Annotated in this window: 22 protein-coding genes; 13 read left to right on the plus strand and 9 right to left on the minus strand. The window is 53.9% G+C overall.

From position 1 onward, the window contains the following. Positions 1–64: 64 nt before the first annotated feature. Positions 65–751, plus strand: coding sequence for an endonuclease III domain-containing protein (locus ACR0J5_RS00885; RefSeq protein ID WP_480649974.1), 687 nt, complete (start codon positions 65–67; stop codon positions 749–751). A gap of 369 nt (positions 752–1,120) precedes the next feature. Here the strand turns inward: ACR0J5_RS00885 and ACR0J5_RS00890 are convergent, their stop codons facing one another. The 3 genes from ACR0J5_RS00890 to ACR0J5_RS00900 form a co-directional block, all read right to left on the minus strand. Continuing rightward, a complete protein-coding gene (locus ACR0J5_RS00890; RefSeq protein ID WP_480649975.1) occupies positions 1,121–1,432 on the minus strand; it encodes a hypothetical protein in 312 nt (103 codons plus the stop codon). 13 nt (positions 1,433–1,445) lie between these two features. Continuing rightward, positions 1,446–1,931 (minus strand): Panacea domain-containing protein, encoded by a 486-nt coding sequence (locus ACR0J5_RS00895; protein WP_480649976.1) that lies wholly within the window; start codon positions 1,929–1,931, stop codon positions 1,446–1,448. Between the two features lie 432 nt (positions 1,932–2,363). Then, entirely contained in the window at positions 2,364–2,777 is a 414-nt protein-coding gene (locus tag ACR0J5_RS00900) for a hypothetical protein (protein WP_480649977.1), read from the minus strand. Positions 2,778–2,900: 123 nt separating this feature from the next. Between ACR0J5_RS00900 and ACR0J5_RS00905 the strand changes: the two genes are divergently transcribed. The 3 genes from ACR0J5_RS00905 to ACR0J5_RS00915 are packed head-to-tail and all read left to right on the plus strand — an operon-like array spanning position 2,901 to position 6,183. Next, entirely contained in the window at positions 2,901–4,394 is a 1,494-nt protein-coding gene (locus tag ACR0J5_RS00905; RefSeq protein ID WP_480651406.1) for a recombinase family protein, read from the plus strand. Continuing rightward, positions 4,394–5,287, plus strand: coding sequence for a plasmid partitioning protein RepB C-terminal domain-containing protein (locus ACR0J5_RS00910; protein WP_480649978.1), 894 nt, complete (start codon positions 4,394–4,396; stop codon positions 5,285–5,287). The genes ACR0J5_RS00905 and ACR0J5_RS00910 overlap by 1 nt, the downstream gene beginning before the upstream one ends. Further along, complete coding sequence (locus tag ACR0J5_RS00915; RefSeq protein WP_480649979.1) at positions 5,284–6,183, plus strand: plasmid partitioning protein RepB C-terminal domain-containing protein; 900 nt, start codon at positions 5,284–5,286, stop codon at positions 6,181–6,183. Before ACR0J5_RS00910 ends, ACR0J5_RS00915 begins: the two co-directional genes overlap by 4 nt. Before the next feature lie 695 nt (positions 6,184–6,878). On the opposite strand, the gene ACR0J5_RS00920 is transcribed toward ACR0J5_RS00915, so the two are convergent. Next, positions 6,879–7,670, minus strand: a complete 792-nt coding sequence (locus ACR0J5_RS00920; protein WP_480649980.1) for a dCTP deaminase domain-containing protein — start codon at positions 7,668–7,670, stop codon at positions 6,879–6,881. A 48-nt stretch (positions 7,671–7,718) separates the two neighbouring features. Between ACR0J5_RS00920 and ACR0J5_RS00925 the strand changes: the two genes are divergently transcribed. Further along, positions 7,719–8,183: a deoxycytidylate deaminase gene (locus ACR0J5_RS00925; RefSeq protein ID WP_480649981.1), complete on the plus strand. Its 465-nt coding sequence runs from the start codon at positions 7,719–7,721 to the stop codon at positions 8,181–8,183. A gap of 351 nt (positions 8,184–8,534) precedes the next feature. Here the strand turns inward: ACR0J5_RS00925 and ACR0J5_RS00930 are convergent, their stop codons facing one another. Beyond that, entirely contained in the window at positions 8,535–9,305 is a 771-nt protein-coding gene (locus ACR0J5_RS00930; protein ID WP_480649982.1) for a hypothetical protein, read from the minus strand. A 90-nt stretch (positions 9,306–9,395) separates the two neighbouring features. On the opposite strand from ACR0J5_RS00930, the gene ACR0J5_RS00935 reads away from it, so the two are divergent. The 5 genes from ACR0J5_RS00935 to ACR0J5_RS00955 all read left to right on the plus strand — a co-directional run bounded on the left by ACR0J5_RS00935 (position 9,396) and on the right by ACR0J5_RS00955 (position 12,806). Beyond that, positions 9,396–9,599, plus strand: coding sequence for a helix-turn-helix domain-containing protein (locus ACR0J5_RS00935; protein ID WP_480649983.1), 204 nt, complete (start codon positions 9,396–9,398; stop codon positions 9,597–9,599). Between the two features lie 390 nt (positions 9,600–9,989). Then, the gene (locus ACR0J5_RS00940) at positions 9,990–10,460 is read left to right on the plus strand and encodes a ParB N-terminal domain-containing protein (RefSeq protein WP_480649984.1); all 471 of its coding nucleotides are present in this window, start codon (positions 9,990–9,992) and stop codon (positions 10,458–10,460) included. Between the two features lie 216 nt (positions 10,461–10,676). Further along, a complete protein-coding gene (locus ACR0J5_RS00945) occupies positions 10,677–12,035 on the plus strand; it encodes a site-specific DNA-methyltransferase (RefSeq protein WP_480649985.1) in 1,359 nt (452 codons plus the stop codon). After that, complete coding sequence (locus ACR0J5_RS00950) at positions 12,032–12,415, plus strand: DUF5681 domain-containing protein (RefSeq protein ID WP_480649986.1); 384 nt, start codon at positions 12,032–12,034, stop codon at positions 12,413–12,415. The genes ACR0J5_RS00945 and ACR0J5_RS00950 overlap by 4 nt, the downstream gene beginning before the upstream one ends. After that, entirely contained in the window at positions 12,408–12,806 is a 399-nt protein-coding gene (locus ACR0J5_RS00955; protein ID WP_480649987.1) for a DUF5681 domain-containing protein, read from the plus strand. The genes ACR0J5_RS00950 and ACR0J5_RS00955 overlap by 8 nt, the downstream gene beginning before the upstream one ends. A gap of 106 nt (positions 12,807–12,912) precedes the next feature. Here ACR0J5_RS00955 and ACR0J5_RS00960 read toward each other — a convergent pair whose 3' ends face one another. Then, the gene (locus ACR0J5_RS00960) at positions 12,913–13,122 is read right to left on the minus strand and encodes a hypothetical protein (RefSeq protein WP_480649988.1); all 210 of its coding nucleotides are present in this window, start codon (positions 13,120–13,122) and stop codon (positions 12,913–12,915) included. Between the two features lie 230 nt (positions 13,123–13,352). On the opposite strand from ACR0J5_RS00960, the gene dcm reads away from it, so the two are divergent. From dcm to ACR0J5_RS00975, 3 genes are read left to right on the plus strand one after another with little or no spacing between them, the layout of a single operon-like run. Beyond that, entirely contained in the window at positions 13,353–14,585 is a 1,233-nt protein-coding gene (gene dcm, locus ACR0J5_RS00965; protein ID WP_480649989.1) for a DNA (cytosine-5-)-methyltransferase, read from the plus strand. A 31-nt stretch (positions 14,586–14,616) separates the two neighbouring features. Continuing rightward, entirely contained in the window at positions 14,617–15,033 is a 417-nt protein-coding gene (locus ACR0J5_RS00970; protein ID WP_480649990.1) for a very short patch repair endonuclease, read from the plus strand. Between the two features lie 18 nt (positions 15,034–15,051). Beyond that, positions 15,052–16,302 (plus strand): type II restriction endonuclease, encoded by a 1,251-nt coding sequence (locus tag ACR0J5_RS00975; RefSeq protein WP_480649991.1) that lies wholly within the window; start codon positions 15,052–15,054, stop codon positions 16,300–16,302. A 265-nt stretch (positions 16,303–16,567) separates the two neighbouring features. Here the strand turns inward: ACR0J5_RS00975 and ACR0J5_RS00980 are convergent, their stop codons facing one another. From ACR0J5_RS00980 to ACR0J5_RS00990, 3 genes are read right to left on the minus strand one after another with little or no spacing between them, the layout of a single operon-like run. Next, positions 16,568–17,752, minus strand: a complete 1,185-nt coding sequence (locus ACR0J5_RS00980) for a glycoside hydrolase family 88 protein (RefSeq protein ID WP_480649992.1) — start codon at positions 17,750–17,752, stop codon at positions 16,568–16,570. Positions 17,753–17,769: 17 nt separating this feature from the next. Next, positions 17,770–18,345: a DUF1349 domain-containing protein gene (locus ACR0J5_RS00985; RefSeq protein WP_480649993.1), complete on the minus strand. Its 576-nt coding sequence runs from the start codon at positions 18,343–18,345 to the stop codon at positions 17,770–17,772. Further along, entirely contained in the window at positions 18,342–19,358 is a 1,017-nt protein-coding gene (locus tag ACR0J5_RS00990; protein WP_480649994.1) for a LacI family DNA-binding transcriptional regulator, read from the minus strand. Before ACR0J5_RS00990 ends, ACR0J5_RS00985 begins: the two co-directional genes overlap by 4 nt. Positions 19,359–19,369 lie beyond the last annotated feature (11 nt).

Consider the following 19,369-nt stretch of genomic DNA (forward strand, 5'->3'; position numbering starts at 1 on the left):
CCAGTGTTGATGTTCGCTACTTGTTCACGATCCTGCTATATTGCTCACCATGCAGCTACTCTTGATGCCTGACGAACGTACTGATCGTTTGATCGCAATCCATCGACGGCTTTCTTGCTGTTTTGGCCAGCCCGGGCCGTATTTCCTGCTGGAGCCTGTGTCACAACTGGTCGTGGGTCTAATTGGTGGAAGGACCCGCGGGGAGGTATCGGCTGCGGCCTTTCTCCGCCTTCGCGAAGGATTTAGGAATTGGGAAAGCCTTCGGGACGCGCCTGTCGACGAAATTCGGCGTTTAATCTCTGAGGTCACGTTTTCTGACGTTAAGGCAGCAAGGCTGAAAAAAGCACTTCAGGCAGTCACCGCTAGCCAGGGTGCGTTAACGCTCGATTTTCTTGAGGTGTTTTCGGTGAATTATGCCCTCGGTTGGTTGGAGCAGCTGCCGGGCGTTGGCCGGAAAACAGCCGCGGCTGTCCTGAACTTTAGCACCCTAAGAAAGCCTGCTATCGTTCTGGACACCCATCATTTGCGTGTTCTCTGCCGTCTTGGCATGATCGGGCGTTACGATAGCACTGTCGAGGTCTACGAACGACTGGTTCCAATACTGCCCCGCGACTGGAACGCCAAGGATATCGATGACCATCATCAGCTCGTCAAAATGCTTGGCCAAACGCTGTGTCGTCCAACACAACCGGTGTGTTTTCTGTGCCCATTGCGTGAACTTTGCATGACTGGTTCGGCTAAATCAGGCTAGTTCGAAAGCGAAGGCAAGACAGGTTGTGAAAGGCCGCGGTCAGGTACTGTTGCTGTGTTCAACTCAAATTCTCAGCGCGAAGATCACTGAAATGCTTCGTCACTTCTCTGCACTTTGATCTATAGACTCATCCAAAGCCACCAAACTCGTACCGCCGGAATCGCGAACTGAGACTGCGGCCGGAAATCAACCATTGTTGCGCTCACATTCGGGTCTCAGCTCAAAACGCCAAAAGCTAAGTCTCTGAAAATTTGCTACAATCGGCGGCTTATTATTCAGTGCGTGATTTTAGGGAAAATCATGGCTGGGGTGGTAGGATTAAAATTTTTCAAAAATACATTAAATTACAGATAGTTACGACCGTACACCTCAAAGAATGTTGCGGGATTTGTTGCGGGAAATTCCGCGCTGCAGCATCCGAATTTTCAATCTGGTTTCCGTCTGCAACTGTTCGAGAGTTGGCGGAGGAGACAGGTCTAGACCACGTGTCACACCGTAGATGTTTGGAATTGCTCGCCGGAATTGCTCGTATGAACTCATCCGACCACCGGCCAATGCTCTATCAAGATAGGTGCGGAGATGATCTTTTCGCATCGCCACTGGTTGAGCCATCGCAACCGCGAGATCAACAAATTGGATTCTACCTAGAAGGCCTTTGACCTTCCTCATTTTTCTGCTCAAGAGATACCTCTTGCTACTCGGTTATGCCTTCAAACCTTTCGGCAATGGTCCGGTTTTCGATTCTCATGCCGACGTTTACCCGTACCTTAGCATCTTCCATGGTTTGTGACCAAGGTGTACCGGGCTGGTGTGTCATCTCAACTAACTCAAAACTGGGTACATCGAGATACAATGGAAGGTGCTTTTCGATTGTATCAATCGCGGCGTTGTCTGAGATTTTCGGGAGTTCTCGTTTTACGCGCTTTATGGGATCAAAAGCACTCGCCAGTTCGCGTATTGGCTGATCGCCAAACTTCTTGAACGACCCTCTTAATACTCTCTGTACCGGTCCATAATCCCACGCTTCAAATTCTGTCGAGATGAGCGGCGCACCGTGCTCAACTAGGTGGTGCCCATGAAGAAAATAGCAGATTTTTTGGATGTCGATCTGCGTAAGGTCATATCCCGCTTCCCAAGCTCTCTCGAGGACATAGTTCGCAACTGCTCTGGCATCATACATTTGTTTTTCCTGTTTTTGCCTGCGCGCAGCCTAGGCGAAGATGAGTGATTTGCCTAGGTGGGCTGATTCTTCACGTGTGAGAAAAGTTGCTCGAAAACAGCTACAAAAGGGTTGGAATCCGTACCTGTGAGCCATCAAAAATGTTGCGGGATTGTTGCGGGATCCCTCAACATTTTTTATTCAATAAAATTAATTACTTACGTGAAAATGGCTGTGCAGGCAGTTTGCAGCTAGCCAGTCTCACCCAAAATTCCCTGAAAACAGGGAATTTTACAGGGAAAACGCACCGTTTTGGCGCTACTTGAGGTCCGTAGGTCTGAAATCTGCAAACAGATCAATGGTTTGTGGGCGAATTCCCTGAATGTCCAAACAGGGAAGCTTTTGCGCCTTTTCAGTGAAAACTCAGGGTACTGCAGGGAAAGGGTGGCTCTTTCAAGTTTCCTTTCCCATGATTTCGTCCGTCGTTGTCAGCATTCGAACAAGAGATTTCCGGAGACACGCAAGCTCTAAAGATATGCAAACTTCGCTTCGGCCGCAAAGAGCCATAACAGTTATAGCGACTTCGTCTGAATGCCGCATGAGTTCAATCAGGTGTTCGCCAGCGGGTCCATTGGCTCCGGCAAGCCAGTTCTTTGCGGTTCGCTCTGAGACACCTGCCCAGTTCATTGACGCTTTTACCGCCCGGTGTGATCCTCCAAGTTCGCGTTTCAGCGCCGCCGCTAATTCCAGTCGATAGTCTAATTTGTTCATCTGCCAATGTCCTGGTTTGGAAAAGTGTTGCCCATCTTCGGAAATACTTTTCCGAAGATGGGCGATTAAGCTTTGGCGCACAGGAATCACGGCCATTCCCGACAGTTGTGTAATTCGACGAATGGAGGTGCGTTGCACTTGAATTGGCGCGACGATTTTTACGAGAGCTCCGACGCTCCTGAAACGCGGCGCGCTATCCGCGGGGCGCAATACGTGCGCATGTCGACGGAACACCAGCGCTATTCGACTGAGAACCAATCCGATGCCATTGCTCAGTATGCCCGACAACGAGGTATTGATATCGTTCGAACATACTCGGATGAAGGTAAGAGTGGCCTGCGAATCCAGGGGCGCGACGGGCTGAAACAGCTCATCGACGATATACAGTCCGGGCGTGCCGATTTCGAAACAGTTCTCGTCTACGACATCAGTCGCTGGGGTCGGTTTCAGGATGCTGATGAAAGCGCCTACTACGAGTACATCTGCAAACGCGCCGGTATTTCCGTCGTGTATTGCGCTGAACAATTCGAAAACGACGGCAGCCCGGTCTCGACAATTGTCAAAGGCGTTAAGCGCGCCATGGCCGGCGAGTATAGCCGGGAGCTTTCTCAAAAAGTATTCACCGGACAGTGTCGCCTGATTGAAAGAGGGTATCGGCAGGGCGGGCCACCCGGTTTCGGTCTGAGGCGTATGCTGATTGACGAACATGGCGAACCGAAAGGCATTCTCAAACAGGGACAGCACAAGAGTATTCAGACGGACAGGGTCACTCTGGTTCCGGGCCCCGCGGAGGAGGTTGCCATTGTCCAGGAGATATTCCGATCATTTGTCGACGATGGGAAATCGGAAGCGGACATTGCAGAAAGCCTGAATTCCCGTGGAATTCTGACCGACCTGGAGCGCGCCTGGACCCGCGGTACCGTGCATCAGATTTTGATCAACGAGAAATACATCGGAAACAACGTCTGGAACCGAAGTTCTTTCAAGCTGAAGAAACATCGCGTTCAAAACGATCCAGATATCTGGGTCAGGGCAGAGGGTGCGTTCGAGGCGATTGTCGATCCAGAACTTTTTGCTGCAGCAGGAGCAATCGTCGTAGCGAGATCAGCCAGACTGACTGACGATGAAATGCTGGAAGGCTTGCGCGATATTCTTCAGGCTCAGGGATATCTGTCAGGCCTGATCATCGATGAAGCAGACACGCTTCCTTCAAGCGGCTCATACCGTACGCGTTTTGGCAGCCTGCTTCGGGCTTATCAGCTTGTCGGCTTTCAGCCTGATCGCGATTACAGATATGTCGAAATCAACAGACGCTTGCGGGACATTCATCCTGACATCGTTGCACATACGATCGCAGGAATTGGCGAGGTTGGCGGAAATGTGGAACGGGATCCCGTTACGGATCTTCTGACAATTAACAACGAGTTCACTGCGTCGCTCGTCGTTGTGCGATGTCACGAAACCAACGCCGGGTCTCTCCGCTGGAACATCCGTTTTGACACGAGTCTGAAACCCGACATCACTGTTGCCGTCCGGATGGATCGGCCCAACAGGAAACCACTCGACTATTACCTGCTCCCGGGTATCGACATTACATTGCCACGCCTTCGGCTTGCTGAAAACAACGGCCTGTCACTTGACGCCTACCGTTTCGACACACTCACTCCGTTGTCTGAAATGGCGGTTCAGGTCCCAATTCCGGAGGCCGCTTGATGACTTACCGTGCTTCTCAGATCGCGGAATTGATCCCCATTGATCTGATTTCAGTCGTTAATCCCCGCATTCGCAACCGAAGGGCCTTTGAAGCTATGGTCGACAGTATCGCAGAGCTGGGGCTGAAGCGGCCAATCACGGTTGCAAAAAGAGATGGCGAGGATGGACTTCGCTATGATCTTGTATGTGGTCAGGGTCGGCTCGAGGCTTTTAAGGAACTGGGCCAGGACGAAATCCCTGCAATTGTGATCACTGCAAGCAACGAAGATTGCCTTGTTATGAGTCTTGTTGAGAATCTGGCGCGACGCCATCATAAGGCCCTGGATCTACTCCGTGATATCAAAGGCCTGAAAAACAGAGGATATTCAGACGCGGAGATCGCGAAAAAAACTTATCTTTCAATGAAATATGTGCGGGGTGTTCTCCGGTTGCTGGAAAGGGGGGAACACCGGCTGCTCAGAGCAGTAGAAAGTGGCAAAATTCCTGTGAGTGTTGCCGTCGATATTGCGGATGCGGAGGACAGCAATATTCAGGTCATTCTGCGTCAGGCTTACGAAAACAATCTGTTGCGCGGTGGTAAACTCCTTGCCGCAAAACGTTTGGTAGAAGCTCGCCAAAAACATGGCAAAGGGCAGATTGGTACAGATAAACGGCAAAGGCGATCATTGTCCGTCGAAAGCCTGCTGCGCACATACCAGAATGACGTTGAAAAAAAGCAGGTTTTGCTTCGTAAAGCGACGGCAACCCGCAATGAACTGATGTTCATCACAGAAGCTCTTCGGACTTTGCTGAACGACGAGAATTTCGTGACGCTGTTGCGGGCGGAGAGTCTTGCGACACTTCCCAAAAAGCTAACGGACAGGCTTTCTTCAAGGACGGGAGAGATACAATGATGCGCGATAAGCTGGAAAAACCCATCGAACTGGCGTTCGAAAAGGAGCTGGTTCGGATCGCGCTGGATCGTATCTGCCCGCTCTACGCCGTTCAGAAAGGTACAAAGGAGACGGTTAAGTACGCTCAGGTTGCTGCATCAATCAGGGAAATTGGTCTTGTCGAGCCTTTGGTCATCGCGCCTGACAAATCCGACCCTGAAAACTACATTTTGCTTGATGGGCATCTCCGGCATGCGATTCTGCTGGATCGCGGTGCGAAAGACGTGCTTTGTCAGATCTCCACTGACGATGAAGCCTTCACCTACAACAAACGCATCAGCCGGCTCGCTACGATCCAGGAACACAAAATGATCCTGATGGCTCTTAAGCGAGGCGTTCCGGAAGGGCGACTGGCGCGCGCTCTCAATATCAACGTTAAAACACTTCAGGAAAAGAGGCGCCTGCTGGACGGGATTTGTCCGGAGGCGGCCGAATTGCTGAAGGACAAACAGGTTACACTGACGAGCTTTCGAATTCTCAGAAAGATGAAGCCGCTGCGTCAAATCGAGGCTGCGGAATTGATGGTGACAATGAACAAATACACGGTGAACTACGCACGTTCGCTGTTGGCAGCAACACCTGAAAGTCAGTTGGTTAATCCCGATAAACCCAAGGCTGCGAAAGGTGTTTCACGCCAGCAGTTGGAGTTGATGGAGCGCGAGTCTGCCAATCTGGAACGTGAGCTGCGATTGGTTGAAGATACCTACGGATCCGATCATCTCGATCTGGTTCTGGCACGCGGATACGTTTCGAAACTCGTCAGCAATGCTCGGATTACGCGATACATTGAAATGCACCACGCCGAGTTTCTGCCTGAGTTTGAAAAGATAACGGAGACGGAGGCCCTGACTTCCTGATCTGAGTGGTTTTGGTCAATTAGGGCCGGATCACGACCGGGGACCCGGACCCAATGAAGCGCGGGGACCGCAGGAGACGCCGCACGGTGGGGCGGATCGAGTGCGGAGGTGGGGATGGCGGCGACCCCGTGCGGAGCCCACTATTCCGGTATTGTACACCCGGCTGATACTGTGAGTTTGCTCACAAATTTGCAGCGCGTTGGATAGTCAACCCACCAACGCGCTGCATTTTGGCTGGATAAGGGCCGTTATGTTAAATCGTGAAGTTACAGCCTAGATTTCCTCCGGTTCGCTGGTCGCTCGCGATGTATTGGCCGCTGATGTGTGCCCAGAAATCTGAGGTAGCATTCGGCAGATAGCCAGCCAGAAGCGGTCATTCCACGGCCACCACTTTTGGGAGAAAGCAGACGTTCTGTGCTGATCAAAGTTTGTAAAGTCGGTCACAGAGCCATCGTTTGCTGCATACAAAAAGCCTGCTGCAAATGTGAAGTTTACAACACCAATCCACCCCACGTGCAGTGGGCTGCTGCTCAGCAGCGCCTGAGATCGCCGAGCTGATGTACCAAAGACCAATCACGCACTGGCTTTCTATTTGGACCACTCAAATTGGCATGTTTTCAGTCTACTGATGAAAGCTACAGACTGCTGTGGAATTTATGATCCAACGTGAGCCTGCATCGGTGGACGTCGTCTTTTCACTTGGTGGGCTCAGACTTGGCATCGTTGGGATCAGTTATGTTATCTAAGGGAGCAATTTCACCTTCCAACGAAGCAGCCTCAGTGTTTTGAACCTTGTGTGCGAGGGACGCTACCTGCGCTATTAGCTCAACTATTTCTTCCCTCAACTGCGAGGTCGTTTGTCTACTGTCGAAGACAGCGGGCAAGACCCAAGATACAGCAAGTTGCAGAAGCGCAAACATAAGCGCAGCCAGGCCCACCCAAGTGAGCGCCGAATTGCGCATCTTTTCCATCGCAACTTCTCCTGCCTTGTCAGCCACCTTATCGGCATTCAAGAACTGACGCCCAAAGGTCGTCATAGCGGTCTTGCGAACTTCGTTTTCATAGTTTTCAACGGTGGGCCCTTGTTGGAGCTCCGACACTGGCGAATGCTTGAAGAGTGAAACCCGCAAAAATACATCGCCCTTACTGATTGCAAAGGGAACCTTGCTGAAGTTGAAGAGGGTAGTGGAGACAGGGCAATCCCACCCCGGGTCCACGACACCGACGGTCAACGCCCAAATACCCTTGTGCGTCATGCTGGTTTTGTAGGATACGTGCGCGGTAATGTCAGCGGGAAGGCTAAAGACCTCAGCCGAAGTCACCTGAACCATCTCATTGGGTTGCAGGTTGTATGGGCCAACGATCTCTTGGCCCTCATCGTTGAAAATGCTGCCAACCGTGAGGTCGAAGCTGGATGCGCGCTTTTTGGGGTTACCCTCTCGAAAGAACTTCTTATTATCTAGTTCTTTTCCCGCAAGTAGTGTCATTTGGTCCTCTAAAAGTGACTTCGGCTTCAATACCTGGAACGATATGCCATGGAACTGATGAAATTTGACAAAGACTTTTTACGACGGTGCAACGAACTCCACGAGTTCAGCCACGACCCCCACCGTCAAGTCGGTGCGGTCATCATCGATGCTGATGGGCAGATATTGTCAGAAGGTGCAAACGCGCCCCCCAAGTCCTTAGGGCTGTCACCGGCCGATAGCTTACAGGCTATCGAGGGCGATCCAGATTGGAAGTACTTCGTGCTGGAACACGCGGAGCGGAACGCCATTAACTCGGCGCTTGCGAAGGGCGTAACGTTAGATGGCACAACAATGTATGCTTCACTGTTTCCATGTGCGGACTGCGCCCGAGCAATCGTCGCAGCAGGTATAACCCGCCTAGTGGTGCCAAACCTCGGAGGCGACACCGAGCGGGATAAAAAATGGAAGACGCACTACCTCTACGCAAAAGAAATCTTTCGCTTGGGGGGCGTAAAAGTCGATTTCGAATAGCAACGCACAATATTCGGGTTCTCATGGAAGTTTTAATACCTGTCTATCCGGCAGTGAAGTCTTGAGATAACGCGGGCTTGGGCCGGACGATCATGCCTTGTTTGCAAACTCGTGAAATTGGAGCAACGGCAGCAATGGGCTCTTCTGTCCGAAGTTTTTCAAGGCGTGAAGGTCCGCTTTCAGGAAGCGGCCTTGAGAACTGCTATACTCGCTGTCTGCGCGTTGCTGCCCTATGTGGTCGGTGTCGTATTTTGTGATCGGCTGACCTGAGGCCGCCGAAGACATTGATTGTAGGCGCCATTTAGGTTCGGATTTTTGGGGGTCGTAAACTGAAGACTAGGTTCAGTCGTGTCAGCGAGTTCTTTCCCTAGTCCAGACTGCATAATCCAACTGTCGTGGCGACCAGTCGCATCCTCGTATAGCCAGCACTGAGATCACGTTTTGCAGCAGCGATCTAGCGAACTCCGGCGTGACGCGTTCAGGTTTCATGTTCGTCGCATTAGCGATGTAGCGCTGAACCATCCGGTCCGGTTTGATCAGGTTGTCGTCACCTGCAAGCATCCGAAAGTAGTCAAATGAAATCCCGCTTCCCTGACCCGGAATGTCGCGGACCTGCTTTTCGACCAAAGTCAGCCGGGTTTCGGTCATGTCCCCAAAATCTTCGATCCCGTTTTCTTTCAACACTTCAGCAAATTGACGCACTGCTACTGCTTTTAGAATGCCAGAGCGAGTCGATGTGCGCTGCCGGTTGCTGAAGAGGTCATCAGCCATCTGTTCCGGCGTCAGGCCATCAAACAGCGCCAGAAACTCACTGATGGTGTGCTCGCCGGTTGAGCGAGGCGCATCCGGCGCCAGCGACTTCGTCCAGCCCTGGCGCTCGCAAAACCCGGCCACCGTGTTTGCGGTGGAGGTGTATGTGACGCCAATAGAAAACACCGCATCGATTATACAAAGCGGCAGGGAGGCGTAGAAGAACTCCGCGGGCAGGGGCAGCGGCTTCAGACCGGTTTCAATGATATAGTTCGCGACCAGATTTGCCTGGTCTTCAATTGTCACCCCAGGCTCGCCAACCGCTGTTTCTGAATTCAGCATATCAATTCCTTTGTCGTCGATCAGTGACATCGACAAATGCTTTCTGAAGGGTGGAAGTCAACATAAAATGTCACTGATCGTCTGTAGACGGATCGACGACATCCCGTGCCTTTGGGGGTCATGGATGTTCGTGACCGTCTCAGTGGAAACATGCGGCGTCTGCGCCGGTCGAAACACTGGTCGCAGGAAGAGCTCGCGCATCAGTCCGGCATCCACAGAACCTACATCAGTGATCTCGAACGCGGGGCCAGAAATCCCACGATAGAAGTGGTGGACAAGATAGCTGTTGCGCTGGGCGTACCCTGCGGCGAGCTACTGGACTGAGCCGAAGCCGAATCACGTCAGGGTTGAGAGGCCGCGGTAGGGCCCCGAGTGAACCGTTTGCCCGGTGCGAAATCACGGCGAAACCGGCCTGAATGTCATTTTTGTATAAGCCATTTATAATTCTGGCATCTCTACCAAAAAAAGTTCTTGAAATTCCCGCCGGACTTTCCTTTCTGGTGTTCAGCAAGACGCATCCACCGGGTGATCTTGCCTATCAACGGAAGCTGGCAGGTTTGCTGAACCTGCCGGATGTCGGGCTCAGACCCGGCAATTCCGTAAGCGCCTATGAGGCTGCTTACGCATCAACGGAGTTAAGCGGTGACTATCACCGCATGAAATTTCGAAGCCGCCGGATGGTCCGGAGGCAAATGGTGTGTGAGGAGTACTCTGATGCATGCTTCAAAACTGGAACTGCAGGTTCCGAAAATGCCGGTGACAAGCCGGTGGAAAACAGAGCAGGTTTCTCCAAAGAAACTTGTGGATTATGGTCGCGAATACATGCCGCTTCACAGCGGCGAGCAGATCAAGGTGATCGCTGATACGATCCGTAAATTTGGTTTTGCTCTGCCAGTTGTGACAGATGGCCGGGACTCCATTATCTGGGGACCTGGTCGTGTGAAGGCGGCAATAAGACTCAGGTATTCGACGATTCCGACTATTCCACTTCAGTGGATGACCGAGCAGGAAAGGCGCCTGCTGAGTATTGGCATGATCCGCTTTGCCCGTCTCGGAAACTGGTCGCCGGAGATCCTGGATATTGATGTGCGTGGCCTGAGAGAAACGCAGCTGAACACCGAATTCAAGATCAATGGTGGCTTCTGTGACGCGCGTGGAAACATGTACTATCCGAAGCTGCGCTAAACAGCCTGACCTGAACAAGCGCATACTTTATTAGCTTGTTCACGCGCACAGCGAAGTGATCGGTGGGGGGCCTGCCGATCTTGTGCCGGGAGTTTCCGGCCCTTCGCAGGGATCTGTTGATCCGGCCTCTTCCTGAAACAGCGCAGACCGGTTCCCCGAACGGGGATCTGATCTCTGTCAGGGCGAGCCGGCTGCGCGCATTTGAAAGGCCCCGAAATGGCTGACATTAAATCTCTGCCGGAGGGAACCCGGCTGAAGATCGTATATCGCAAAACGGTTGATCTGATCCCCTATGCCGGCAATGCCCGCACGCACAGTGACAAGCAAATTGATCAGATCGCAGCGTCGATCCGACAGTTTGGCTTTACCAATCCTGTGTTGATCGACGAAAAAGGCGGCATCATTGCCGGCCATGGTCGTGTCGCTGCAGCTAGACGGCTTGGCACTGCCGAGGTGCCGACAGTTGTACTGGCGCATTTGTCGGACGCAGAACGTCGTGCCTATGTCATTGCTGACAACAGACTGGCTGAACTGGCCGGCTGGGATCGCGACATCCTGAAAATCGAATTCCAGGCGCTGGAAGAGCTGGAGCTGGATTTCGATCTGGAAATCACCGGCTTTGAAACGGCCGAACTGGATCTGTTGCTGGATGACGATGATGAAGAAACAGCGGACCCGGCCGATGAGGTGCCGGAGCCCGCTGCAGAACAGGCAATCACGAAGTCCGGTGATGTCTGGATTCTCGGCACGCACAGACTGATCTGCTGTGATGCACGTGATCCCGAGACATATGCAAGCCTGATGGGCGACGATCGTGCGCGCGCTGTGTTTACCGATCCGCCTTACAATGTCAAAATCGATGGTCATGTCTGCGGCTCCGGTGCCGTGAAACACCGTGAGTTTGCAATGGCAGCCGGTGAGATGGATTCAAGTGCCTTTACAGCCTTCCTGGAAGCGTCACTCGGCGCTATGGCTGGTGTCAGTGTCGATGGTGCTATTCACTTTGTCTGCATGGATTGGCGCCACATGCCGGAGCTGCAGTCAGCCGGTTCCAAAACCTATTCAGAGCTAAAAAATCTGATCGTTTGGGCCAAGACCAATGGCGGCATGGGTACGTTTTACCGGTCGAGACATGAGCTGATCTACGTCTGGAAAGTCGGAACCGCTCCACATCTCAACACCTTCGGCCTTGGTGAGAAAGGCAGATACCGGACGAATGTCTGGGACTATCCTGGTGTGAACAGCTTTGGTGGCAATCAGAAAGATCTGGAACTGCACCCGACGGTTAAGCCTGTGGCGCTGGTGGCGGATGCGATCAGAGATGTCACTCGACGCGGTGATATCGTGCTGGACGGCTTTGGTGGCTCCGGCACGACCCTGATAGCTGCGGAGCGCTGTGGCCGCAGAGCCCGCCTGGTGGAACTCGACCCTATCTATTGCGACGTTATCTGCCGCCGCTTTATGGCGCAGACAGGGCAGCAAGCCGTTCTGGAAGCCACCGGTGAGACATTTGCCGAGACGGCCGCTCATCGCGCTGAAGAGGCAATGGCTCTTGCCATGGAGGCTGCAGAATGAGTGACCAGACCAAAACTCAGGTGGGCTATATGCGCCCGCCTGAACACAGCCGCTTCAAAAAGGGGAAATCCGGAAACCCAAAAGGCCGACCCAATAAACAGGATGATATTCTGTCTCTGACGCAAAAGGTGCTGAAGCGTAAAGTCAGGCCTAAAGGAGCAGAAAAGCAGATGCCGATCAGCGAAGCCCTGATCCGTAAACTGAGGGAACTGGCGCTGTCCGGTGATCGGCGTGCCATGGACCTGCAGCGGCGTATCCTGGAAGAGGCTGGTGCCGCCCAAGCTGCTGAGTTTGATCCGAAGGAGAAAAAGCAGCGGACCCTGAATGCGCTACGGAAGATGGGTGTCAATGTCATCGACGATGGAGGTGGAAATGACTGACGCCTACGATATCGGCTATGGCAAACCCCCGAAATCCAGTCAGTGGAAAAAAGGACAGTCTGGCAATCCGAAAGGTCGGCCGAAGACCCGTTCCGATCTGGTGAAAGACGCTGCAGCGATCCTGTCGGAGCCTGTTGCAGCCCGCACACCGGATGGCCGGACTGTGTCGCTGGACGGATATGAAGCTGCCTACCTGGCGCTCTGTAAAAAAGGTCTCAAAGGTCATGTGCCGTCCCTGATCAAAGCGATCAACATTATGCTGGAGGTTCAGCCGGAAATGGATGCCAGAGAAAACCAGGACAAACAGCGCCGCGAAGAGATACTCGCCAGGCTGGAAAAAATGGGTGTCGATGTCAGTGGCGCCAGGCGCGCATCTGCGGATGCTGGCTGAAAAGTTATGCCACTGGTTTTAGCGTCCAGACACGACCCGGATCAGGGGCGGCTGTGTTTTACCCGTCGCCCCTATCGAACACAGTCCCAGGTGTGTCGACCGGGTATCAGCGATTCTGGCCAGCCAGTCGCGCTATGGCCCGTATGCGGGCGTCAGCGTGGTTCAGCAAGGTCTGAATGGACCGTATCAGCTCGTCGGCCTCTTCCGCACCTATCTGCGGGTGCTGGCCCTTCAGGGCCAGCGAGGCCGCATCCTCCAGATTGCCGGTCAGCCTGGCAAAAACAAAACTGAGCTGTTCCCGGGTTACGTCGTCCATGACTGCAGTACGGCTTGCCGGGCCATGGAAGTCGAGCGATATCTGCACTACCTTCGGATGTATCGCAAAATCGCGGCGAGCATCCTGATGAGCCTCAGGTCCCGACCTGCGTTAACTTCAGATTCATCCCGATGTTTCCAGAATGTTCTTGCTTCGCGGGACCCTGGTCGCCATAGTGACAAAAAAATTCCCCGCGGGTATCTGAAGCGCGGGAGCAGAGGGCGAGCAGAATGACCGAATTTGAATTGTTGTTGCAGAAAACCGGGCATTCGGTTTCTGAGGCCGCGGAAATACTGGGTTATTCTGAAAGTCACATCTACCGCTGGAAACGCGGAGAGGAAACCCCGCGTGAGGGGGTGATGAACCTCCTGCGAATGGAGGCCGAGGCGCGCCAGCCAGACACGTCCGGCACGGCTTTTTCGTTCATTGACCTGTTTGCCGGTATCGGCGGCCTGCGAAAGGCGATGGAGAGCGTGGGCGGGCGCTGCGTGTTTACGTCTGAATGGGACAAATACGCTCAGCAAACCTACGATGCAAACTTCGCAGATAATCGCCCCATCGCGGGCGACATCACGAAAATCGGAGCCGAAGAAATCCCGGAACACGATGTTCTGGTTGCGGGCTTTCCCTGTCAGCCATTTTCGATTGCAGGGGTGTCAAAAAAGAACGCGCTGGGCCGCGCCCATGGCTTCGACGATGAAACTCAGGGCACGCTGTTTTTCGATGTGCTGCGGATCCTGAAGCATCACCGTCCGGCGGCATTCATGCTGGAAAACGTGAAAAACCTGCGCAGCCACGACAAGGGCCGGACCTTTGAGGTCATCATGAGGAAACTCCGGTACGAGCTGGGCTACTTTGTGCCCGACCCCCGGGTGATTGATGCAGCCCACTTTGTGCCCCAGCACCGGGAGCGGATCGTTATTATAGGATTCCGCGAGGAGGTATCGTTCAGCTTTGATGATGTTGCTCTGCCGTCACGCGGGGCGCGTCGAATGCGGGACATTCTGCATCCGGAGAACGGTCTGGAGAATCCTGAAGGGCATTTCACGCTCGGCAATGATGCCACCGTCAGTGACAAATACACGCTGACTGACAAGCTCTGGAAATACCTGCAGGACTATGCTGCCAAACACAAAGCTAAGGGCAACGGGTTTGGCTTTGGTCTTGTAAACGGCGACAGCATCGCCAGAACTCTGTCCGCCAGATACTACAAGGACGGATCCGAAATTTTGGTGAGCCGTGGCGAGGGGAACAATCCCCGCAGGTTGACGCCGCGCGAGTGCGCCCGCCTGATGGGCTATCCTGAGGACTTCCGGATCCCGGTCTCGGATACACAGGCCTACAAGCAGTTTGGGAACTCGGTGGCCGTGCCGGTATTTGCCGAGGTGGCGCGGATTATGGAGCCGCATGTCCGCGCAATCCTGGAAGGGCAGGGGACGGTACCTGTTCGCGAAGCTGGCTGACGTCCACGACCGGCAAACCCGCAGCCGCAACATGGCGGCAATCCGGGGTGCGGATACCAAACCGGAACTGATCATCCGGCGCGGGCTTCATGCCCGCGGATTCCGCTATCGCCTGCACGGCCGCAAACTGCCCGGGTGGCCGGATCTGGTGCTGCCAAAATATCAGGCCGTGATCTTTGTAAACGGGTGTTTCTGGCATGGTCATCAATGCCCGCTGTTCAAATGGCCAAAAACGCGCGAAGAGTTCTGGAGGGGCAAGATCGGCGGGAATGTGCAGCGGGATCAGAAGAACTTTGCTGCCCTTCGGGCAGCGGACTGGCGCGTAGCAATCGTGTGGGAATGCGCCCTGAAAGGAAAAGGCAGGCTAAACATTGCGGATGTGATTGACACGCTCTCGCAATGGTTGTCCTGTGGCGACGCGGAGCTTGATATTGAGGGGCTCCGGTAGCCATTCAGGGAGCAGTATTTGTCCGGGCACGGTTTTCTGTCGAAGTATTTTGTTGGTGCCGGTGCAAAAGTCCTGCGCGGCACGGAAGTTGATCCCAAAGTCTCCCATGGCCATGAGTTCCAGGGCGTTGATGTGTTCCGGGCATTTGTCGGGACCCCGGAAGACCGGGAAAAGATCCCGGTCACCTATATCTGGATCGACGACAGTGGAGATGATCCCATCAGGCTGAACCTGGCCGGCTCCTGGTACAACAGCCGAAAGCGGCAACCACACCGAACAGCGGAGTACAGGCTGTACTATCCGGCGGCTTCGGAGCCGGTTGTCTATCGCGCGTCTGCCGGAGACACTCTGTTTCTCTGCATGACCGCTCAGCGCCACGTACTGGCCGTTCTCTGCCCTGCTGGCAGTTCAATTGAACAACAGCTCCTGTGGCTGTTTGGACTGGCTCTCACCGGAGACTATGAGCTCAGCCAGCGGGACATTGGCAACGAAGGGGGCAGGGACGTTGATTTTGCCGCCCGGATCATTCTGGATGCGTTGGGCATTGAGCAAGAGGACGTCGAACCGCCTGCCTTCGAGCGGCTCGTTCGCAAGTTTGGTCTGGCGTTCCCGTCGACTGCGAAATTCTCGAAATTCGCGCGTGACAGTCTGTCCGGTGTTGATCCCGTCGGATCTCCGGACGAGGCCCTGTTGGCCTGGATGGAGCATGAAGAAGCGCTGTTCCGTTTCATGGAACGCGAGATCGTCGCGGATCGGTTAAAGACAGGGTTCTTCGATGAAAGCGGTGCTGATGTGGAGGGCTTTCTGAAGTTCTCGCTAGGGGTGCAGAACCGCCGCAAGTCACGAGCCGGATATGCGTTTGGCCATCATACCGAAGCCATTCTTCAGGCCCATAGCCTGCGCTACAAACGTGAAGCCACGACTGAAAAACGCAATGCCGCTGACTTCCTGTTTCCGGGCGAGGAAGAGTACGCAAATAACAGCTATCCGGAAAGTGGTCTCACGATGCTCGGTGTGAAAACAACCTGCAAAGACCGTTGGCGCCAGGTTCTGGCTGAAGCCAAACGGATTTCTGAAAAACACCTGCTGACACTTGAGCCCGCGATTTCCCGCGCGCAGACAACAGAAATGCAGGCTCAGAACCTGCGCCTTGTTTTGCCGCAAGGGTTGCACGGGACATATCACGCGGACCAGCAACCCTGGTTGTTGAGTGTCACCGGCTTTCTCGATCTGGTTCAGAAGCGCGGATCCGGAGATGTATTGCTATGACGGATTCACCGGTAGTGCTCTATGCCGGGCGCACGAGGGATAAGCGGGGACTCGCATCTCCCTTTTAGACCTCTCGCCTACATGCCTTCCGGCCCAGAGCTGACCTTGCGTATAAAGGCTGAATGCTGCGTATGCAGCCCGCATTGCCGGCTTTCGCTGCGGGCGCATGATCTCAGTTTTCTTTAGCCCTAAGGCTGCAGACAATGCGAGTATTTTCTGAGGTCAAGCAAAAGTGCGCCAACCAAATTGATACTCCGTTCAAGCGCTACGACAACTTCCCATACTTCTCGATGAATTTGCCAGGGAACGCGATCCGGTTCAGGGCTTCAGCAAAGAAATAGTCCCCAAACATCACTGCAGCGTCTGGGCCGATCTTGTGCGGCTCCGAATAGCAGCCATGCTTGAGAATGCCGCGATGAGCATCTTCCGTCGCCAAATAACCCTCACAAAGTCCCTTGATCAGGAATTCTGCCTTGCCACGCCAATAAGCGGCAACGCCTTCGTCAGGGTGCATATCGGCAAGGTCCAGCAGACCCGCAGCCATGATCGCACTTGCGGCGGAATCTTCAGGCACATCAGCACCAGTCGCGTCATAGTCGTAGGGCGGTACGGCTTTGTCTCCGAGGGCTTCGAACCATTTTTCAGAAATCGCGATTGCCTGGTTGAGGTAGTCAACATTCCCAGAGTTGGCAGCAGTGACTGCAAGCCCCATAACAGCCCAACCCGTTCCGCGAGACCAATAGCTGTCATCATGGGCGCCTTGGAACGTATAGCCGCGGAGGCGTTCGCCGGTCGTTGTGTCGTATTCAACGGCGTGGAACTGGGTGTTGTCGTCACGGTTGAAAGACAGCATCGTCATTTTGGCGTGTTCTTCCGCGGCAAGACGGAAACTTGCGTCGTCGGCCTCTTTGCCAGCCCAGTAGAGCAAAGGAATATTCGCCATTGTATCGATGGCTGAGGCAGCACGACCACGAGGGTCGGTCATCGGACCCCAGGATGACACGTAAGAGCCGCGTTCGGTGACGACCAGTCGCGATCTCAGCTTGTCGGCCGCGCGCAATGCAGTCGCACGATGACGTTCATCACCGGTAATCCGGTAAAACGGCATGGCGGAGCTGAGGAAAATGAAGCCGATATCGTGCGTGTTTCCATCGCTGGCGCGCTCTTCGACCAAAACCATGCGATCGGCAGCAAGTTTGAGATACTTGTCATCGCCTGTGTGCAGGTAACTTGTTAGCAGCAGGCCAACCCAAAACCCGCAGAACCAGTTGCCGTGGCTCCAGTTTTCTCCGGTATATCCTGCAGAAATGCTCACGGACATTGTGTCCCATGACCCGTCGGGATGCGTCACATAGGGAAACGCAGCACCAATCGTGGTTTCGTCTTCAAGTGTCTTCTTCGCGATCAGGTCGAGCGCTTTAGTGATGTGAGGAGCCACAGTGTCTGACATTTTGCTGTCTTTCTTGTTTATCCGTGTAGCGGATTTTCGATTGGAGATGAGAGTGAGAAGTTGATGAAACGAGCTTTGAAACCAGCTCGTTCCGGTGAGCAGGCCATCGGGCCAATCATGGCTTTGTCTGACATTGGGAAATCGGCCACTCGCATCAGTTGCCACGTACTGTCCGGCGTCAGAAAATGAGCAATAACTGCGTTGTTTTCCACCGTAAGCCGAACCGTTTGCGGGCCCGATATCAAGGGCTGGCCTACCACGGACCAGTCGGAATTGCCGCGTGTTACAACTATCGAGAAATTGGTCATGCCGTCGGAGTGCTCGATGCCGCACTTGATCCAGTTTTCATGATCCACCCGCAGCATGACACCGGCTTGATCGTACAGCGTTTCGTAATCACCTTCGAAGGTCAGTGTGGCCGTGAAAGACCTGGGTGCTGAAAGCTGCCAAAAATGCCCACTGTCACGCACAAACCCATAATGCGTGTGCCGCCAAAAATCGGTTTTTGCGCCGGTCGTGACGCGCAAAGTACCGTCTTCAAGCGCCCAATCGGCAGGTGGATTGAGCCAGCTGCCCTTAAACAGGTCAGTCATAGTGCAGTTCCGCAGCTTTCACGTACGACCAACCTGGGCGGGTACGTGATGTCCAGGGGATTGCCATCGCTTCGATCAAGCGACCAGTTTTGCAGGGCTTGCCCCACCATCTCGCCGAGTTTCGCGGCTGGGGTCGCGACGGATGTCAGTGGCACGGGCTGTAAAGCTGCTTCGGGAATGTCGTCATAACCGATAACAGCCAGATCTTTTCCGACCGTGAGCCCCGCGGCACTGATTGCGTCCATCATGCCAATTGCGACAAGGTCGTTATAGGCGATCAGAGCAGTTGGTGTGTCATCCCCTTCCAGTAGCGCTTCAACCGCAATGCGACCGAAATCTCGCGTCGAGCCCCCGTTGCGAATGTAGTTTTGCTGAAGATCCAGCCCATGGCTCATCAACGAAGAGGCAAAACCAGCATAGCGTTCAGAATACGCAAAGTTCTTTTGATAGCCCCCGATGAAGCCTATTTTCTCATGACCGAGAGCGACGAGATGCTCTGTGGCAAGTTGCATACCCACCATTGGGTTGGCGCCCACGTAGTCAAAAGGCGTTTTTCCAATGCGGCGGACTGCCATGAAAAGCGGGCGGCGGCGGTTCTCAAAATCGGCAAGATCCACATGAGTGGTGCCAGTCGCAGGCACAAGTACCACGCCCGCGATATCAGAGTTCCATAGATCGCTTAGGAGTTTGCTTTGACGCTCCACAGAGTCATGAGATGACAGAATAGATGTGTATGCGCCTGCATCGACAAGAACCTGGTCCAGACCTTCGTATAGCTCGTGAAAGTAAGGATTGGAGATATCATCGACAACCAGAGCGAACTGTCGGCCCTTGGAGTTTCTTATGACGGGGGTTTTGCGAGCATAACCTGAAGCCTCAATCGTTTCGATGACGGCTTGGCGGGTTTCGTCCTTCAGGTTGCCCTTTCCCTGAACGACGAGGGATACGGTGGCGGGTGAAACCCCCGCCATTTCCGCGACATCCCTGAGTGTTACTTTTTTCGATCCCGCCATCCTGACGCCCC

Source organism: Ruegeria sp. BE1, assembly GCF_056538885.1.

What these genes read in the sequence shown, in the direction of transcription:
- ACR0J5_RS00885 (WP_480649974.1), top strand. Translation starts at nt 65, where the DNA reads ATGCCTGACGAACGTACTGATCGTTTGATCGCAATCCATCGACGGCTT.
- ACR0J5_RS00895 (WP_480649976.1), bottom strand. Translation starts at nt 1,931, where the DNA reads ATGTATGATGCCAGAGCAGTTGCGAACTATGTCCTCGAGAGAGCTTGG.
- ACR0J5_RS00900 (WP_480649977.1), bottom strand. Translation starts at nt 2,777, where the DNA reads ATGGCCGTGATTCCTGTGCGCCAAAGCTTAATCGCCCATCTTCGGAAA.
- ACR0J5_RS00905 (WP_480651406.1), top strand. Translation starts at nt 2,901, where the DNA reads ATGTCGACGGAACACCAGCGCTATTCGACTGAGAACCAATCCGATGCC.
- ACR0J5_RS00910 (WP_480649978.1), top strand. Translation starts at nt 4,394, where the DNA reads ATGACTTACCGTGCTTCTCAGATCGCGGAATTGATCCCCATTGATCTG.
- ACR0J5_RS00915 (WP_480649979.1), top strand. Translation starts at nt 5,284, where the DNA reads ATGATGCGCGATAAGCTGGAAAAACCCATCGAACTGGCGTTCGAAAAG.
- ACR0J5_RS00920 (WP_480649980.1), bottom strand. Translation starts at nt 7,670, where the DNA reads ATGACACTACTTGCGGGAAAAGAACTAGATAATAAGAAGTTCTTTCGA.
- ACR0J5_RS00925 (WP_480649981.1), top strand. Translation starts at nt 7,719, where the DNA reads ATGGAACTGATGAAATTTGACAAAGACTTTTTACGACGGTGCAACGAA.
- ACR0J5_RS00930 (WP_480649982.1), bottom strand. Translation starts at nt 9,305, where the DNA reads ATGTCACTGATCGACGACAAAGGAATTGATATGCTGAATTCAGAAACA.
- ACR0J5_RS00935 (WP_480649983.1), top strand. Translation starts at nt 9,396, where the DNA reads ATGGATGTTCGTGACCGTCTCAGTGGAAACATGCGGCGTCTGCGCCGG.
- ACR0J5_RS00940 (WP_480649984.1), top strand. Translation starts at nt 9,990, where the DNA reads ATGCATGCTTCAAAACTGGAACTGCAGGTTCCGAAAATGCCGGTGACA.
- ACR0J5_RS00945 (WP_480649985.1), top strand. Translation starts at nt 10,677, where the DNA reads ATGGCTGACATTAAATCTCTGCCGGAGGGAACCCGGCTGAAGATCGTA.
- ACR0J5_RS00950 (WP_480649986.1), top strand. Translation starts at nt 12,032, where the DNA reads ATGAGTGACCAGACCAAAACTCAGGTGGGCTATATGCGCCCGCCTGAA.
- ACR0J5_RS00955 (WP_480649987.1), top strand. Translation starts at nt 12,408, where the DNA reads ATGACTGACGCCTACGATATCGGCTATGGCAAACCCCCGAAATCCAGT.
- ACR0J5_RS00960 (WP_480649988.1), bottom strand. Translation starts at nt 13,122, where the DNA reads ATGGACGACGTAACCCGGGAACAGCTCAGTTTTGTTTTTGCCAGGCTG.
- dcm (WP_480649989.1), top strand. Translation starts at nt 13,353, where the DNA reads ATGACCGAATTTGAATTGTTGTTGCAGAAAACCGGGCATTCGGTTTCT.
- ACR0J5_RS00970 (WP_480649990.1), top strand. Translation starts at nt 14,617, where the DNA reads ATGGCGGCAATCCGGGGTGCGGATACCAAACCGGAACTGATCATCCGG.
- ACR0J5_RS00980 (WP_480649992.1), bottom strand. Translation starts at nt 17,752, where the DNA reads ATGTCAGACACTGTGGCTCCTCACATCACTAAAGCGCTCGACCTGATC.
- ACR0J5_RS00985 (WP_480649993.1), bottom strand. Translation starts at nt 18,345, where the DNA reads ATGACTGACCTGTTTAAGGGCAGCTGGCTCAATCCACCTGCCGATTGG.
- ACR0J5_RS00990 (WP_480649994.1), bottom strand. Translation starts at nt 19,358, where the DNA reads ATGGCGGGATCGAAAAAAGTAACACTCAGGGATGTCGCGGAAATGGCG.